Raw genomic sequence first — 15,309 nt, 5'->3', positions numbered from 1 at the left:
AAAAAGAGAAATACCCGAATACTGCAGACCGACATCATATTGATGGCTCGCGTTTTTAATTAAAAGCCGATTAAATAGAAGCAAGTAGCGATCTCACTGGAGATCATGGCGAGAGTAAGGGAGCCGGGTGTTAAGCAAAGAGTGGTTACTGTTATCAGCCGATATGGAATACGCCTGTCTGCGCATCGTGCCCGGGTTGACCAAGCCCGTTTCAGAGAGCGATATTCAGGCGCTGTTGCTGGCCTCCAACTGTCGCCGCTACCAGCCGCTGACGGAGGGGATCAAGCAGGCCATCAGCTTGCTCAATACCCTGTTGAGCAACCCGGCTACCTCTCTGCCCGGCAACCCAGTCCCCATTGCCCAGCGCCACGATGCCCGCGTCACGCTGGTCATCGAGAAGGACCGGATGAGCGCCATTGCCCAGATCACCGCAGACTGGGGCGGCAAGTTTCTCACCACAGAACAGCTGGAGCAGGCAATCCAGACGAGCGAGGTCAGTCAGGGGGTACAGACCTCCCTTATTACGGCCGCCATTCTGGCCGCCAAGGAAGCTGCGCCGGGCACAGTACTCAAGTTGCCGGTAGCGCTGGGCAAGGCGGTGGTCAATGGCAAGGACTCCCGTCTGGAGCGACTGGTGGAGACACCCGCCGAGCGGATCCTCAAGCCTCAGGAACGGGATGATGGCCGGGTCGACATGCGGGATCTCGGTACCATAGTCACGGTCAAAGCCGGCGCCCAGTTGATGCGGCGCCACCCCGCGACTCAGGGGGAGCCCGGGTTTACCGTCACGGGCCAGGATCTGCCCGCCAAGAATGGCAAAGACAGCCCCATGAGCGCTGGCGATGGCACTTATCTCTCCCCTGATGACCCCAACCTGCTGATTGCCAGCCGGGCCGGCCTTCCCTGCCAGGAAAAAACGGGCATGAAGGTGGATGAGGTATTGAGTGTCAAACAGGTGGATGCCCGCCACGGCCATATCACCTTTGAAGGGGGGCTCATCGTCAATGCCGACGTCCAGCCCGGCATGAAGGTCAAGGTCAGTGGCGACATCGTCATCGGTGGTTTCATCGAAGGGGGCGAGATCGAAGCCGGCGGCAGCATAACGGTTCGCCACGGCATCATAGGTCGGCGCAACGAGCAGGGTGAATACCTGTGTCACCTCAATGCCCAGGGGGAAATCCACGCCAGCTATGCCCAATACGCCAAACTGGAGGCAGGGGGCGACATCCAGATCCAGAGTCAGCTCAACCACTGCTACAGCCGCAGCGGGCAAGACCTCAAGGTGGGCGACAGCGGCATGCGCAAGGGCCACCTGATTGGTGGCATCAGCATCGCCAATCGTCTCATCATGGCTCCCATCCTGGGAGCCTCTGCGGCCAACCACACCAAGCTGCAAATCCTTGGCGGCTACTTCACCCACAAGGAGCAGGAACTGGCCCTGCGCCAACGCAAGCAGGAGTGCCGGGATCAATTGGACAAGCTGCAGGATCTGCTGCTCAAGTTGCTGCAGTTGCCCAGCGACAAACGCAACCCCGAGACCCTGCAGAAGATAAAGCTGATCCGTACCAAGCATCTCGAGGAGAGCAAGCTGCTGGATGAGCAGCTGGAGGCAGCCCAGGAGGAGCTGCAAAAGCTGATGGCGGAGATGGACATCATCGCCACCCAACGGGTCTTCCCCGGGGTCGAGGTGGAGATGGCGCACTATCACTGCCGGGTCGATATCGAACATGGCCCCATCCACTTTGCCATTCGCGAGGATCAGGTACAGCTGATCCCGTACGAACCACACAAATGACCCGGGCCGGAGACTACCGGCCCTCTCCTCATCGCCCTTCCACCTTGCGAGCGGGCGCCCAATACTCGGGATCCATCCCGTCAATCCGTGATCCAGGCGGCGATTTTCGCTACACTCGGCCTCCCATTGGCCCCATTGGGCGGGCCAGCCAGACTTCAGGTAGTGAAAGATGTACAAGCTGATCGCATTGGATATGGATGGCACCCTGCTGAACCCTCAGGGCCAGATTTCACCCCGCACCCACGCCGCCATTGCCGCCGCCCGCGCCAAGGGAGTGACAGTGGTACTTGCCTCGGGCCGCCCGCTGGAAGGGATGAGCCGCTATCTGGCAGAGCTCGGCCTCACCGGTCAGGATGACTACGTCATCTGCTACAATGGCGCTCTGGTGCAGCAGGTTGCCGACCAGCGCATCATTCGCAGCCAGCTGCTCACCGGAAGCGACGCCAGCGCCATCGCCAGACTGGCCGACGAGCTGGAGGTGAACGTACACGGCTTCTCGGTCAGCCAGGGTCTCATCAGTCCCAGAGTCAGCACCTATACAGAGCACGAATCCCGCCTCATCGGCATGCCCATCAATCTGATCGATTTTGCCACTCTGGCGGCCGACGAACAGATCATGAAGGTGATGATGATCGACGAGCCGCCCCAGCTCTCCCACGCCATCGAGCGCCTGCCAGCCGAACTGTACGAGCGCTACACTGTGGTGCAGAGCGCCCCCTTCTTCCTCGAATTCATGAACAAGCAGAGCAACAAGGGCACAGGGGTCGCCGCCCTGGCCGAACATCTGGGCCTTGACGCCTCCCAGGTCATCGCCGTGGGGGATGCAGGCAACGACCATCACATGATTGAATACGCCGGACTGGGCGTGGCCATGGGCAACGCCACCGATGACATCAAGGCGCTGGCCCAACACATCACGGGCCGCAACGACGAGGATGGCGTCGCCCAGGTGATCGAGCGGTTCATCCTGAACACCTGAGCCAAGCAAGGGGCCTCCACCAGGGCCCCTTCTGCTATCCGGCCAATCTGGTCAAATGTTTAATATATCCACCACGGCTATCCCCTTCATACCCACTGCATAGCATCAAAGCCCCTATAAAAGGGACTCAAGCCTGTATGCCGCTCATGACAATTAACATTTCAGCATCATTTCGTTTGACATATTGAACGGCCTTGGCAGACTGAGATCAGGATCCAGGCCGTCATTGCCCAGGCTGACCGACGATTCTGGTACTGCGGCACGACCCTGATCCCACGACCATGCCTTGAGGCATGCCCTTGCCCTCTCGCTGGCAGCAAGGGCCTTCCCAAGGCGCAGGACTGCAAAGGATAGCCAAGGTGAATCATGACTCGCATACCCCACACCCCATGTAAGCCCGTCGTACTGATGACAATGGGTGCCCAGCCCCGCAACGGTCACGCCTACCAGGTAATGACCCACAAATACATCACGCCCCTGGTGGAAATCAGTGGCTGCGTCCCCCTGCTGGTACCGACCTGCTGCGGAACGGAAGACCTGGCGCAGTATCTGGATCTGGCCGATGGCGTCTATCTGAGCGGCGCCGGATCCAACATAGATCCTGCCCTCTATGGCCAGGAGAACCTTACCCCGGAGAAGCAGCAGGACAGAGACAGGGATCTGTTCGACATTCCGCTGGTACGTGCCGCCCTCGATCGCGGTCTGCCAATTCTCGGGATCTGTCGTGGCATGCAGGAGATCAACGTGGCACTCGGGGGCGACATACACCAGAAGGTCTACAACGAGCCCGGCTATGACGATCACAGGGAAGATTCGGACGATCCGGTCGATGAACAGTACGGGGAGAGTCACCAGATTGAACTGGTGTCCGGCAGCTGGTTTGCCGACCTGATGGGGCAACCTGCTATCCCCGTCAACTCGCTGCATGGACAGGGGATCAAGACGCTGGCAAAGGGGCTTGAGCCGCTGGCCCATGCCGAAGACGGGCTGGTAGAGGCCATTCATGCTCCCACCCTCTCCCCCTTCCTGCTGGCGGTACAGTGGCACCCGGAGTGGAAAGCGACCGAAAATCCCCACTCCGTCAAGATCTTCCAGGCTTTTGGTGACGCCTGCCGTCAGCGCAGGACTCGCACCTCACACACCTGAACTTGTATTGCCTAGTCGCCAAACCCCCGCGCCTTGAGCTTGGGCAAGCCACCACGCTCGGGGCGCAATGTACGGCACACATCCATGCCCTTGAGCCCGCGCTGGATATGGTCCGGCGTGTGGCCAAACACCATGCCGTTGCTGCGGTAAAGGTTGTCATCGTCAAGCTCGAACAACTCGCCGCCGATGAGCAGCTGCTCACGGCCATTCACCACCTTGCCCCGTTTCAGTGGCAACGTCATGTCGGTCAGCACCTCGCCGGTGGCACAACCCTCACGCCAGCGGGCCTCGTCGGAGAAAGGGGTAATGGCAATCTCGCGCCAGGATCCATCCCTGAACTCGACCCGGTATTTGTCTGCCAGCAGGTCGCATCCTGCCAGTGGCAGCAATGCCACCAAGCAGATGATTTTCTTTGTTAATTGCACCAAGTCACACTCTCCTGTCGAGACTGCCAACAGCATAAATAAATCGTGTCGCCAGCGCACCCTTTACCCTTGTCTAACCAGCTATGCTGGAAATATCCAACGATAAGGGGCTGTTATGTTTAGCGATAATTTCGTTGCCCTACCTACCTTGCAGTGGATTGGCGAGCATCCGTTCTGGACCCTGCTGACCCTGTTCTTGCTTATCACCCATTTTTTGCGCAGCCCGGGGCGGCGGCGCGAGCTGGTTTCCGAGCTCGGCTTCGTCATGATGAGCATGGTCGTAATCCTGCTGATCCAGTTCGAGGGAGGCTGGTTCCGCCTGCCGCTACCCCACCGCTGGCTGGTGGAAATATCCAGTCTGCTGGCCGGTCTGGTACTGGTGAAGGTCTGGGGCATACTGCTGTTCCAGTTTCTGCTGCCCCTGTGCCAGATCCGCATACCGCGCATCATAGCGGACATCGTCATCACCATCGGCTACATCAGCTGGTGCCTGTTCAGGCTATACGCTTCCGGCATGGCCCTTGGCGAGATAGTCACCACCTCGGCCGTCATCACCGCCATCATCGCCTTCTCCATGCAGGACACACTGGGCAACCTGCTGGCCGGAGTCTCCATCCAGCTGGACAACTCCATCGCCATCGGTGACTGGTTGCAGGTGGAAGCCATCCAGGGCCGGGTGGTGGAGATCAACTGGCGCGCCACCACCATGGAAACCCGCAACTGGGAAACCGTGGTGATCCCCAACAGCCACTTGCTCAAGCAGCGTTTCACCGTGCTGGGACGGCGACAAAATGCCCCCCTCCAATGGCGGCGCTGGGTCTGGTTCGATCTGACCCTGGATACATTGCCGACCCAGATCATCGCCCTGATCGAGAAGTCCTTGCGGGAAACCAACCTGCCCTGTGTGGCCAAATATCCTCAACCCGACTGTCTGTTGATGAATGTGGAAGGGGGCATTGCCCGTTATGCCGTTCGCTACTGGCTGACCGACCTGGCGCGGGACGACCCGACCGATTCCATGGTGCGCAGCCTTATCGATGCCGCCCTGCGCCGTAACGACCGGCGTCTCACACCACCCATTTTCAATGTCTTCATGGCCAAGGAGAAACAGCATCAGGATGCCCGCCACAAGCGCCACACAGTCGAGCGCACAGCCACCCTGCGCAAGTTGCCGCTGTTTGCCATGTTGCAGGAGGATGAGCTGATCCAGCTCGCCGATCAGGTCAAATTCGCCCCCTTCGTCAGTGGCGATATCATGCTGGAGCAGGGGGAGGTTTCCAGCTGGCTGTTCGTGCTGGTCAAAGGAGAAGCTGAAATGCTGGTCAAAGTGGAGGGGCGTGAATTGCCGCTCGGCACCCTCAACACCGGCGACTTCTTCGGCGAGCTGAGCCTGCTCACCGGCGACCCCAGTCCCTTCACGGTGCGGGCACTCGGCACCGTTGAAACCTACCGCATCAATCAGGCCATGTTCCAGGAGCTGGTGATGCACAGGGAGTCTCTGGTCGAGCCACTCTATCGGGTGCTGAGCAGTCGCGAGCAGGAGCAGCAGACACTGTTGGCAAGGGAGGCTGAGTCCATGAAGCAACCGCCGCAACAGCGTGATCTGCTCAATAAACTGATGAAGCTGTTCAGTGGAGGATGACGTAGCATGGGGCACCACATGATACCGGGAGACCCCACACAATGTTACTGACCGCACTGGCTTTGAGCGCCAGTTTGCAATTTGACTGCCCGCAAGCCATAGACACCCGCCAGCAGCTGATGAGCCAGCCTCGGGGCTGGCAAGCCGTGGCCCGAAACAACCAGGGAGAAGCGGTCCAGCCCCTGAGCCACAGGCTGGATAACCTGGCCCTGTTCGATGGTGATCCGGGCGAGCTTGCCCAGCTCAAACCGGACAATGGTGACAACGACGAAACTCACTACTGGAGTCTGGACAGCCGCAATCCACGCCCATTTTATCTGGTCTGCCACTATGGGGGCACAGCCATTACCTTGCAGCAGGCGCTCCCCCCGGGCATCAACAACTGCCGCGTCAACCAGACCGACCATGACCAGCTGCGCGGACTGATTTGCCGTCAATAAGGGCCGCAAATAGCAGCCGGCGAAAACGATCAGAGCAGCAGGTCTGCCAGCTCTCCCAGTCCGTTCAGTTCCACATCCGGCAACAATGGCAACTGCCGCCAGGAGCGCTGGCAGTCATTGAGCCAGGCGGCGCGAAAGCCGTGCAGGCGGGCGCCCAGCACGTCCGTCACTGGATGATCCCCCACGTGCAGTATCCGGTCTGGTACCAGCTTGAGGGCGGCCTGCGCCTGGACAAACATGTCCGGCGCCGGTTTCATCCTGGCACCCGCCCCCGCCTTGCAGACCAGGGTGAAGTAATCATTCAGCCCGGCCTGGGCCAGGTCCAGATTGCCATTGGTGATCACCACCAGCGGATAGCGCTCGGCCAGTCGTGCCAGCAACTCATGGGTCGCGTCACTCACCTCAATCTTTGAGCGTTCGACGAGAAAGCCGGCGAACACCTGCTCCGCCTCGCGACTGGCGATGGCTGCCGCCATGCCGCCCTGCACCATGGCCTCATGAATGGTCCGCTGGCGCGCCAGACTGACATCCTGGCGCAGTTCGGGCTGGGCGATCAGCATAGTGCGTTTGAGATCCAGCCAGCGCGGCTTGTCCAGCATGGCGGTCGCCAGGTATTCGCTGCGCAGATGCTCAAGCATCCACTGCTCGGCCCGTTCAATGGCCGGGCCGTTGTCGTAGAGGGTGTCATCGAGGTCGAACGAGATGGCAGCAACCGGCTGCCAACGGCGATAAAAATGCATTCATGCTCCTTCACGGCGGGGTAATCAGGTCCCCTTGTTCATCTTCCGGCATATCTGGCTACCCTGGTGGTTTGGATGCTCAGATAACCCCAGACACTCCTTCACAGAGGTAAAGGTCACTCATCTTCCGGCGTGGCAGGATCCCGCTTTGCTCTTGGGTGGGCGTTGTCATAGACCTTGGCCAGATGCTGAAAGTCGAGATGGGTATAGATCTGGGTAGTGGAGAGATCCGCATGACCCAGCAGCTCCTGCACGGCACGCAGATCGCCAGAGGACTCCAGCATGTGAGTGGCGAAGCTGTGGCGCAGCTTGTGGGGATGGACGTGGGCATTGAGCGCCTGCTTGTTGCCCCAACCATCGAGCCGCTCCTGTACGGAACGGGCCGACAGCCGCTGTTTGCGCTTGGAGACGAACAAGGCGTCGGCCTCGTCCCCCGCCAGCAGAGGGCGAACCTTGAGCCACTTGTGCAGCCACTCCACCGCCATTCTTCCCATGGGCAGCACCCGCTCCCGCGAGCCCTTGCCGGTCACCTTGAGCTGACGGTCATCGAGCTTGATGTCACCCAGATTGAGCCCCACCAGCTCGGCCAGCCGCAGGCCGGAAGAGTACATCAGCTCCATGATGGCCCGATCCCGTACCGCCAGGGGATCCTGCTCGTCTGTGATGTTGAGCAACTGGTACATCTCGTCCACATCCAGGTTTTTCGGCAGCGGTCGCCCCTGCTTGGGGGTCACTATGCCGCGGGCCGGGTTGGCGGTGAGCCGTCCCTGGCGCACCTGCCAGTCGCAGAAACTGCGCAAGGCGGAGATCTTGGTAGAAAGGGAGCGGGGAGCGAGCCCGGCCTTGTGCATCCGGGTCACCAGACTGCGCACCTGGCTCGCCTCGAGCCGGGCCCAGTCGCTTACACCCAGCCTGACCAGCTCGGCGGCCATGGCCTGCAGATGGGATTCATAGTTGCTGCGAGTGTGAGGGCTGAGCTGGCGCTCGACCCTCAAGTATTCGATAAAGGCCGCCAGCTCATCGGCCAGAGAGGCTGGCAGAGGCTCGGCGGCAGGGGCAGACGCTTTGGCCGGTTCCCTAGCCATGGGTCAGTTCAGGCAGACGCAACTGCAACAAGCGACCCAGCTGACCCAGCAGCAGGGTGTCGTTATGGGGGCTGAAGTGGCTGGGATCGGAACTGGCAAAGGCCAGCACGCCGAGATCGCCGAGCCGCATCAGGGCCACGGAGTTGACCAGCACATCGTGGCCAAACAAGGCCTGCTTCTCACTCTGGTTGAGGCGGCCAAAATAGTAATCCTGCCCCGGCAGCCGTTGACCCAGCAGTTGCTCGAGTTGCTTGCCGTCCGCCATGAAGCGCAGCTCGGGGCCGCTCAACTGGAATTTCTTCGGACTGAGCCAGAGCCGCAGGCCGGTCAGCCGCAGCCGCTGCACGAACGCCTTGCCCATCACGGCGCTCACCTCGAACAGAGACTGGCAACCATAGAGCTCGCCGTAGAGGTCGGCATAGACCCGGAAGATCCGCTCGTTCTCGCTGGCAATCCCCATCAACTCGGTGATCTCCTGCTCCAGCTGCTCGATGCGCTCCCGCTGTCGGTCCATCTGGCGTTCAACCAGAGAGACCGAGCCTTTGCGTTCATGGGGAATGCGGATCCGGTCCAGCATGGCCGCGTGGCGCTGGAAAAACTCGGGATAACGGGCCAGGTACTCCAGCACTGTGGCTTCATCCACCAGTGGCTCCTGCCGTTTGAGTTCGCTCATAAATTGGTTGGTCCATTACAGAAAAAGGGCACTGGGCCCTGACATTATCGCGCAGCAGAGAGGGCTTGCGCCCTCGTCATGCCTATAACTCTATCTGGCCGTCGAATACATGCTCGGCCGGGCCCGTCATATAGACCGGCTGACCCGGCCCCTTCCAGGCTATGGTCAGCTTGCCACCCGGCAGACTGACGGTGACCCGCTCCTTGAGCTTGCCCTGACTGATGCCAATCACCGCCGCCGCACAGGCTCCGGTACCGCAGGCCAGGGTCTCACCTACACCGCGCTCGAATACCCGCAAGCGGATTTCGGTGGCGTTGACCATCTCCATGAAGCCGACGTTGACCCGTTCGGGGAAACGCTCGTGCCGCTCCATGATGGCACCCAGAGTCTCCACCGGCGCATCAGCCACCGACGGAACTTCAATGACGCAGTGGGGGTTGCCCATCGAGACCACACCACACATCACAGTATGCTCTTGTGCCCGCAACAGATAGGTTTTTTCCGCCTTCTGAGCCCGAAACGGGATCTTGCCCGGCTCAAACTGGGGAACCCCCATGTTGACCGTGACCTGATTCTCCCCTTCCAGCTGCAGGCTAATGCGGCCACGGGCCGTGCTGACCGCGATGCGATCCCGGTTGATCAGCCCCTTGAGGCGCACGAAACGGGCGAAACAGCGGGCACCATTGCCGCACTGCTCCACCTCGCTGCCATCGGCATTGAAGATGCGATAGTGGAAGTCGAGTTCTGGGTCATAGGGCGGCTCCACCAGCAACAGCTGGTCAAAACCGATCCCGAAGTGGCGATCCGCCAGCTTCTTGATGACGTCATTGCTGAAAAACACCTTCTGGGTGACACCATCCACCACCATGAAGTCGTTACCCAGCCCATGCATCTTGGAAAAATCTATCAACATAGTGCGTTCCTGTACCCTTTAGGCAGTAAATGCTCGGCGCACCAGCGATCCGCTCAATCGTGCGTTCCCCTGCTATCAGGGCCGTCAATGCTCGCAACACCGGCAATCGGTCAACTGCTCGCGCGTTCAACGCACACAGAGACGCATCTGGAAAATCCAGTCGCCGTGGTGCCTTCCTGTGTTCAGGGCAGTAGATGCTCACCACGCCAGAGATCGGCCAACTGCTCGCGCTCTCTGATGAGGAAGGATTGGGTGCCATCCACCAGCACCTCGGCCGCACGCGGACGAGTGTTGTAGTTGGATGACATGGTAAAGCCATAGGCACCGGCGGAGCGTACCGCCAGCAGGGAGCCCTCGGCGATGGCCAGGGTGCGCTCCTTGCCGAGGAAGTCGCCGGTCTCGCAGACCGGGCCGACCACGTCATACAGCGCCTTCTCATGGGCCGTGCGGCTGTCCACCTCTATGATGTTCATCCAGGCGCCGTAAAGAGAGGGGCGCAGCAGGTCGTTCATGCCGGCATCGATCAGGGCGAAGTTGCGGGTTTCACCCGGCTTCAGGTACTCCACCCGGGTCAGCAGCACACCGGCGTTGGCGACGATGGCACGGCCCGGTTCGAACAGCAGGGTCAGATCCCTACCCGCCAGCTTCTGCTTGAGCGCCTCGGCATACTCGGTGGGATGAGGTGGCTGCTCGGCACCATAGTTGACCCCGAGGCCGCCGCCCACGTCCAGGTGATGGATGTGAATACCTTCCGCCGCCAGGGTGTCGATCAGACGCAGCAGCTTGTCGGCCGCCTCCATGAAGGGGTTGAGTTCGGTCAGCTGGGAACCGATGTGGCAATCCACCCCCTTGATCTCTATGTTGGCCATGGCCGCCGCCTTGCGATAGATGGCAGGCGCCAGCTCGATGGGGATGCCAAATTTGTTCTGCTTGAGGCCGGTGGAGATATAAGGGTGAGTGCCGGCATCGATATCCGGATTGACCCGCACCGAGACCCGGGCCTTTTTGCCCATGCTGCCCGCCACCCGGTTCAGACGCTCCAGTTCGGCTTCCGACTCCAGGTTGAAACAGAGGATCTCTTTATCCAGCGCCAACCGCATCTCGGCTTCGCTCTTGGCCACGCCGGAGAAGACCACCTTGGCCGGATCGCCACCCGCCGCCAGTACCCGCGACAGCTCGCCGCCTGAGACGATGTCAAAACCCGAGCCCAGGCGGGCCAGCAGGTTGAGCAGGGCCAGATTGGAGTTGGCCTTGACCGCATAGCAGATCAGATGAGGAATATCGCCTGCTGCCTGATCGAAGGCATGCCAGTGGCGTTCCAGGGTCGCACGGGAGTATACGTACAGCGGGGTGCCGTATTGCTCGGCAAGGTGTTGCAGCGAGGTTTGCTCGGCCTGAAGCTGGCCGTCGGCATCGTAGTTAAAGTGATCCAAGGGGGCGGTTCCTTCCTAAATTATTGCGGCGCGGCCTCTGGGGCAGCTTCGACGGTCGCAGGCGTCTGTGCTTGCGGTGTACTCTCGGTCTGGGGCTGCTCGGGAGGCGGCATGTAAAGCGGTCCCGTCAGGCCACACGCGGCCAAACCAAGAGACAGAAGAGTGGCGAGCAGACACTTGGTAAGCTGGGTAATCATAATGGTTCGCTGCGAAAAAATTTTTGGCCCTCTATAATCGCACTCACATTGTTAAAAGCAACAGGATAAACCGATGAAGGATCACGAGTATCACGCCCTGACCGACGCCTTTTTCCAATATGTGGAAGACACTGTCGACGCAGGATATCCGGATATTGACTGTGAACGTGCCGGTGGGGTCTTGACCCTGTCGTTCGAGAACAAGACCAAGGTCATCATCAACAAGCAGGAGCCCCTGCACCAGATATGGGTCGCCACCCGCGAGAATGGTTTCCACTTCGAGCTGCAAGGGGAAACCTGGATCGACAACCGCTTCGGCCATGAGCTCAAGGCGCTGCTGACCAAAGCCTGCACCACCCAGGCAGGTGAGTCAGTGGTATTCCCATGATTGACATTCATCCACAGGACGCCCGCCACGCCGTGATCTGGCTGCACGGGCTGGGGGATTCCGGGGCCGGGCTGGCCCCGCTGGTGGACGCACTGGACTTGCCTGCCGACCTGCCGGTTCGTCATCTTCTGCCCGACGCACCCGAGCGGCCCATCACCATCAACATGGGCTACAAGATGCGCGGCTGGTACGACATCAAGAGCTTCGACGATCCGGCGGACCGCGCCGTTGAGCCCCATGTGCGTGAATCCGCCGCTCGCATCGCTGCCCTGCTGGACCAGCTGGTGGCCGAAGGGTTTGCCCCGGAGCGCATCCTGCTGGCCGGCTTCTCCCAGGGCGGAGTGATTGCCTCCTTCACTGCTCTGCGCCATCCGGTTCGGCTGGCTGGCCTGCTCTGCATGTCCACCTATCTGGCGGCGCCAGATGCCCTGCTGGCCGAGATGAGCGAGGCCGCCCGCAGCCTGCCCATCTGCTACATGCACGGCATCTATGACGACGTGGTGAATCTCTCCATGGGCTGGGATGCCAAGAACCGGCTGGAAGCGGCGGGGCTCACCCTCGAGTGGCACGAATATCCGATGCGCCACGAGATCTGCCGCCCCCAGCTGGATGACATCCGTCACTGGCTGCTGGCTCGCCTCAGTGCCTGATCGGGTTCACGAAGGATAAAACAGCGGCCTGCTTCTGCAGGCCGCTTTATATTCGATTTGTTCGAGGATGTTCGTGAGGCTGCTTGCCTCCCTTGCGACCCTTCGCCGGGCCACATGATCTAGCCAGTGGCAGATCCCAACTCGCGGGCCGGACTGGCGTTGTCACGCATCTGCCCCTGACTGCGGTAGGGGATCACCTCCAGCTCGCCATTGATCTGCACTATCTCGTAGTACTGGGGCAAGTTGAAGTTGCTGAACTGGCCCGCATCGCTGAAACGCTCGTGACTGGAGGCATAGAAACGGTTCACCCCCTGCACCAGCTCATCCTTGTTGCCGGCAAAATGCTGGTAGATCTCCACCCGGTTCGCCTCATCCAGAATATAGATGTTGGTGCCCGCATCCCGGGTATCAAAGAAGAACTGCACCAGCCCTTCACTGGCGTAGGCATCGACTATGTCGGGCAGATGCTGGCTGTGGGTCTTGTCGAGCCGCAGCGGCAGGTGATCCAGCTTGTTGTGGGAAATATGGCGGTAGAAGTCGATGGCGTTTTCCAGCTTCTTGACCGACACGCCGCGCCGTTCGAAGAAGATGCCGTACTTCTCGCGACCCAGCGCCAGCGTCTTGACCAGTTGCAGCTTGTCGCGCGCGAGACGCAACTCGATGCACTCGGCCACCAGTTGCTGGAAGCGGGTCCGAATCAGAGAGCGGAAGTGCTGGCTGTAACAGAACACTTCGATCATCTCGGGAGCCGCCGCATCCTGATGCATCTTGCCGAGAATTGTGGTGAGAGCATCCACCACGGCTTCGTCGCCCTGGAAGTGCAGGGTGCGGATCTCGCTCCAGGAGTTGCGATAGACCAGATCCACCGAGCCCACCAGACACTCCTGATTGCGACCGAACGAGAACACATCTGCAGCATTGGCGTCGAACTCGATCACCTGACCCATCCAGTGGCTGGTCGGATCCGTCTCCAGGTTGAGGAAAATGGAGAGCTGACGGATCTCGCACGGACGGCTGAGGGCCAGGTTGGTAGCGCGGGGATACTTGACCGGAAAGGTACCGGACAGGTCGCGGCAGAACTGGTGCAGATTGTCGATGTGCAGATCCGAGCCCTGATTGAACAGGTGCACCCGGGACTGGGGCGTCAGCAGGCCGTTGAAGTATGCCCAGGAGACCAGCTTGCTGATGTAGCCGTTATATTCGAGCGGCGCCCGGCCAATGATGTCCACCGGATCCAGTGAATGTTTGTAGAGATACCAGCCTGCGCGGTTGAGGCGACCATGGGGCACCTGCACCAGGCTGAGATCCGGCTCGCTCAGATCCGGCGCTATGGTCAGATTGATGCGCTGCACCTTGCCCGGCAGGCTCTCGAACGCGGCGTAGAGCTTGCGTGACAGTATGCCTATGTCTTCCGGGTTGATGGACTCGCTGATGTTGTTGCGCCGGGCAAACTGGATCAGGTTGCGATAGCTCTGCATCAGGGCTTCCAGCAACTCGGCGTGGGCCACCTTGACGTCTTCGACCTTCCACTCCTGGCGGTGATCCAGATGGTGGAGCCGCTCCGGGCTCCAGCCCCAGTAGGAGACCAGCTGGGTCATCTGCTCGCGGCGCCAGGCCGGGGAGTGCTCCTCCTTCGGATGGCTGAGGCCGTCACACACTTTCAGATAGAAGCAGCGGCGCACCAGATCGAGGCGCTGCATGTCACCAATGGACTTGAGGTAGTTGGTCACCTTGTCCAGCATCAGACAGTAGTTGTCGAGCCGGTAGTGCATGCCATCGTTGTGCTGGAACCAGTCGCGACTGGTGACCGACAGCAGACGGGTGTTGGGATACTCGTGAGAGTAAGCCTCCATCAGCACCGACTTGAGCACGGCTTTGTAAGGGGAGTCGATGCCCTTATAGAGCTGCCACAAGGCGGAACCGAAGTACTCCTCGGCAGGAATCCGGTTGAACCCACCCAGATCGAGCCAGTCATCCTGGCTCAGCTTGCCATCAGCAAACAGGCTGTCCACATACTCGTCGTAGTGATCGTCATACTCGGCAGGCACCAGATACCAGAGCAGGCGCTTGCCCGCGATCAGCATGGCGCTGCGGTAGAACTCGTCGAGCAGCAGCAGGTGCTGGGCGCTGCCACAGCTCTCTCCCTGCATCTGGGCGTCGTTGCACTGGCGGAACTTGTCTTCGGGGATCAGGAAGAAGTTGAGATCCACCCCCCGCTGCTCGGCCCACTTGGAAAGTTGCTGACACTTGAGATCCAGCAACTCGAGCCGCGCCTGCGACAAACCGGCCACGTGGCAGACCCAGATGTCGAGATCCGAGTGGCAGCACTGACCAATGGACGAAGTGCTGCCCATGGAGTAGAGCCCCTGAATCGACTTGTCATGGGTAGTGAGGCCGTTCTGGCAGTTGGCGTTCTGGCACAGATCCTGGATGAAGGCCTGCTGGGCCTCGTTGGCGGTAAAACTCCAGATGCCGTGGGGCACATCACCTGCCACATAACCGGGCAACAGGGGATGATTGAAGTGCAGCATGACAGGCAGCAGTTGGAAGACCTGCTGCCCATAGCGACTCATGAGACCTAACGCCCGTTGCGTCTTGAGACGATTGAGTTCGTCGTAGCGCGCCACCAGCGTATCGAGTTTTACCAGCAATGCCCTGCCTATACCAAGGTAAGAAATGACGCACCAAAACGGGGAGACGTCAAAAAAGTGTGATCATGTTAACAATGCAAACAGCGGTGGTAAACAAGCCCGCACTGAATCACCGGATTATTTCTGACAAGCCACTAAACAGTATCAACGGA

15 protein-coding genes are annotated in these 15,309 nt (G+C 60.1%); 7 read left to right on the top strand and 8 right to left on the bottom strand.

Annotated elements, in window-relative coordinates; all coding sequences use genetic code 11:
• Positions 1-127: 127 nt before the first annotated feature.
• From AC1P02_RS07380 to AC1P02_RS07370, 3 genes are all read left to right on the top strand, one after another.
• On the top strand, positions 128-1,795 hold the full coding sequence (locus tag AC1P02_RS07380; RefSeq protein ID WP_059169221.1) for a flagellar assembly protein A: 1,668 nt from the start codon (positions 128-130) through the stop codon (positions 1,793-1,795).
• Between the two features lie 169 nt (positions 1,796-1,964).
• Positions 1,965-2,774 (top strand): sugar-phosphatase, encoded by an 810-nt coding sequence (yidA, locus tag AC1P02_RS07375; protein ID WP_485184766.1) that lies wholly within the window; start codon positions 1,965-1,967, stop codon positions 2,772-2,774.
• Between the two features lie 366 nt (positions 2,775-3,140).
• Positions 3,141-3,920, top strand: coding sequence for a gamma-glutamyl-gamma-aminobutyrate hydrolase family protein (locus tag AC1P02_RS07370; RefSeq protein ID WP_058394819.1), 780 nt, complete (start codon positions 3,141-3,143; stop codon positions 3,918-3,920).
• An 11-nt stretch (positions 3,921-3,931) separates the two neighbouring features.
• Here the strand turns inward: AC1P02_RS07370 and AC1P02_RS07365 are convergent, their stop codons facing one another.
• Positions 3,932-4,345, bottom strand: coding sequence for a hypothetical protein (locus tag AC1P02_RS07365; protein WP_170321039.1), 414 nt, complete (start codon positions 4,343-4,345; stop codon positions 3,932-3,934).
• A 115-nt stretch (positions 4,346-4,460) separates the two neighbouring features.
• Here AC1P02_RS07365 and AC1P02_RS07360 point away from each other — a divergent pair, with 115 nt between their 5' ends.
• Both AC1P02_RS07360 and AC1P02_RS07355 read left to right on the top strand, forming a co-directional pair.
• On the top strand, positions 4,461-5,987 hold the full coding sequence (locus AC1P02_RS07360) for a mechanosensitive ion channel family protein (RefSeq protein ID WP_059169219.1): 1,527 nt from the start codon (positions 4,461-4,463) through the stop codon (positions 5,985-5,987).
• A 41-nt stretch (positions 5,988-6,028) separates the two neighbouring features.
• On the top strand, positions 6,029-6,427 hold the full coding sequence (locus AC1P02_RS07355; protein WP_485184764.1) for an STY0301 family protein: 399 nt from the start codon (positions 6,029-6,031) through the stop codon (positions 6,425-6,427).
• 29 nt (positions 6,428-6,456) lie between these two features.
• On the opposite strand, the gene AC1P02_RS07350 is transcribed toward AC1P02_RS07355, so the two are convergent.
• From AC1P02_RS07350 to lptM, 6 genes are all read right to left on the bottom strand, one after another.
• Positions 6,457-7,167, bottom strand: coding sequence for an HAD-IA family hydrolase (locus AC1P02_RS07350; RefSeq protein WP_219591688.1), 711 nt, complete (start codon positions 7,165-7,167; stop codon positions 6,457-6,459).
• Between the two features lie 116 nt (positions 7,168-7,283).
• The gene (gene xerC, locus AC1P02_RS07345) at positions 7,284-8,252 is read right to left on the bottom strand and encodes a tyrosine recombinase XerC (protein WP_005316155.1); all 969 of its coding nucleotides are present in this window, start codon (positions 8,250-8,252) and stop codon (positions 7,284-7,286) included.
• Positions 8,245-8,925, bottom strand: a complete 681-nt coding sequence (locus AC1P02_RS07340; RefSeq protein ID WP_005316158.1) for a DUF484 family protein — start codon at positions 8,923-8,925, stop codon at positions 8,245-8,247. The genes xerC and AC1P02_RS07340 overlap by 8 nt, the downstream gene beginning before the upstream one ends.
• Positions 8,926-9,007: 82 nt before the next feature.
• Entirely contained in the window at positions 9,008-9,838 is an 831-nt protein-coding gene (dapF, locus tag AC1P02_RS07335) for a diaminopimelate epimerase (protein ID WP_011899114.1), read from the bottom strand.
• A 182-nt stretch (positions 9,839-10,020) separates the two neighbouring features.
• Positions 10,021-11,271 (bottom strand): diaminopimelate decarboxylase, encoded by a 1,251-nt coding sequence (gene lysA, locus AC1P02_RS07330; protein ID WP_485184760.1) that lies wholly within the window; start codon positions 11,269-11,271, stop codon positions 10,021-10,023.
• Between the two features lie 20 nt (positions 11,272-11,291).
• The gene (gene lptM, locus AC1P02_RS07325; protein ID WP_073531790.1) at positions 11,292-11,468 is read right to left on the bottom strand and encodes an LPS translocon maturation chaperone LptM; all 177 of its coding nucleotides are present in this window, start codon (positions 11,466-11,468) and stop codon (positions 11,292-11,294) included.
• Between the two features lie 73 nt (positions 11,469-11,541).
• Between lptM and cyaY the strand changes: the two genes are divergently transcribed.
• Together cyaY and AC1P02_RS07315 are read left to right on the top strand one after the other, a co-directional pair.
• A complete protein-coding gene (gene cyaY / locus AC1P02_RS07320) occupies positions 11,542-11,856 on the top strand; it encodes an iron donor protein CyaY (RefSeq protein WP_005316166.1) in 315 nt (104 codons plus the stop codon).
• Positions 11,853-12,506 (top strand): alpha/beta hydrolase, encoded by a 654-nt coding sequence (locus AC1P02_RS07315; RefSeq protein ID WP_282683555.1) that lies wholly within the window; start codon positions 11,853-11,855, stop codon positions 12,504-12,506. The genes cyaY and AC1P02_RS07315 overlap by 4 nt, the downstream gene beginning before the upstream one ends.
• A gap of 119 nt (positions 12,507-12,625) precedes the next feature.
• On the opposite strand, the gene AC1P02_RS07310 is transcribed toward AC1P02_RS07315, so the two are convergent.
• Complete coding sequence (locus AC1P02_RS07310; protein ID WP_058394812.1) at positions 12,626-15,157, bottom strand: class I adenylate cyclase; 2,532 nt, start codon at positions 15,155-15,157, stop codon at positions 12,626-12,628.
• Positions 15,158-15,309: the final 152 nt, after the last annotated feature.

This window comes from Aeromonas sp. TS_SC_11 (assembly GCF_057318915.1).
Note: the sequence above shows the minus strand (reverse complement) of the source record. Positions and strands in the feature narration are given on the sequence as shown.

Bases quoted from the DNA above. Each gene is read 5' to 3' on its own strand.
- yidA (WP_485184766.1), top strand. From the start codon at position 1,965: ATGTACAAGCTGATCGCATTGGATATGGATGGCACCCTGCTGAACCCT.
- AC1P02_RS07370 (WP_058394819.1), top strand. From the start codon at position 3,141: ATGACTCGCATACCCCACACCCCATGTAAGCCCGTCGTACTGATGACA.
- AC1P02_RS07360 (WP_059169219.1), top strand. From the start codon at position 4,461: ATGTTTAGCGATAATTTCGTTGCCCTACCTACCTTGCAGTGGATTGGC.
- AC1P02_RS07355 (WP_485184764.1), top strand. From the start codon at position 6,029: ATGTTACTGACCGCACTGGCTTTGAGCGCCAGTTTGCAATTTGACTGC.
- AC1P02_RS07350 (WP_219591688.1), bottom strand. From the start codon at position 7,167: ATGCATTTTTATCGCCGTTGGCAGCCGGTTGCTGCCATCTCGTTCGAC.
- xerC (WP_005316155.1), bottom strand. From the start codon at position 8,252: ATGGCTAGGGAACCGGCCAAAGCGTCTGCCCCTGCCGCCGAGCCTCTG.
- AC1P02_RS07340 (WP_005316158.1), bottom strand. From the start codon at position 8,925: ATGAGCGAACTCAAACGGCAGGAGCCACTGGTGGATGAAGCCACAGTG.
- dapF (WP_011899114.1), bottom strand. From the start codon at position 9,838: ATGTTGATAGATTTTTCCAAGATGCATGGGCTGGGTAACGACTTCATG.
- lptM (WP_073531790.1), bottom strand. From the start codon at position 11,468: ATGATTACCCAGCTTACCAAGTGTCTGCTCGCCACTCTTCTGTCTCTT.
- cyaY (WP_005316166.1), top strand. From the start codon at position 11,542: ATGAAGGATCACGAGTATCACGCCCTGACCGACGCCTTTTTCCAATAT.
- AC1P02_RS07315 (WP_282683555.1), top strand. From the start codon at position 11,853: ATGATTGACATTCATCCACAGGACGCCCGCCACGCCGTGATCTGGCTG.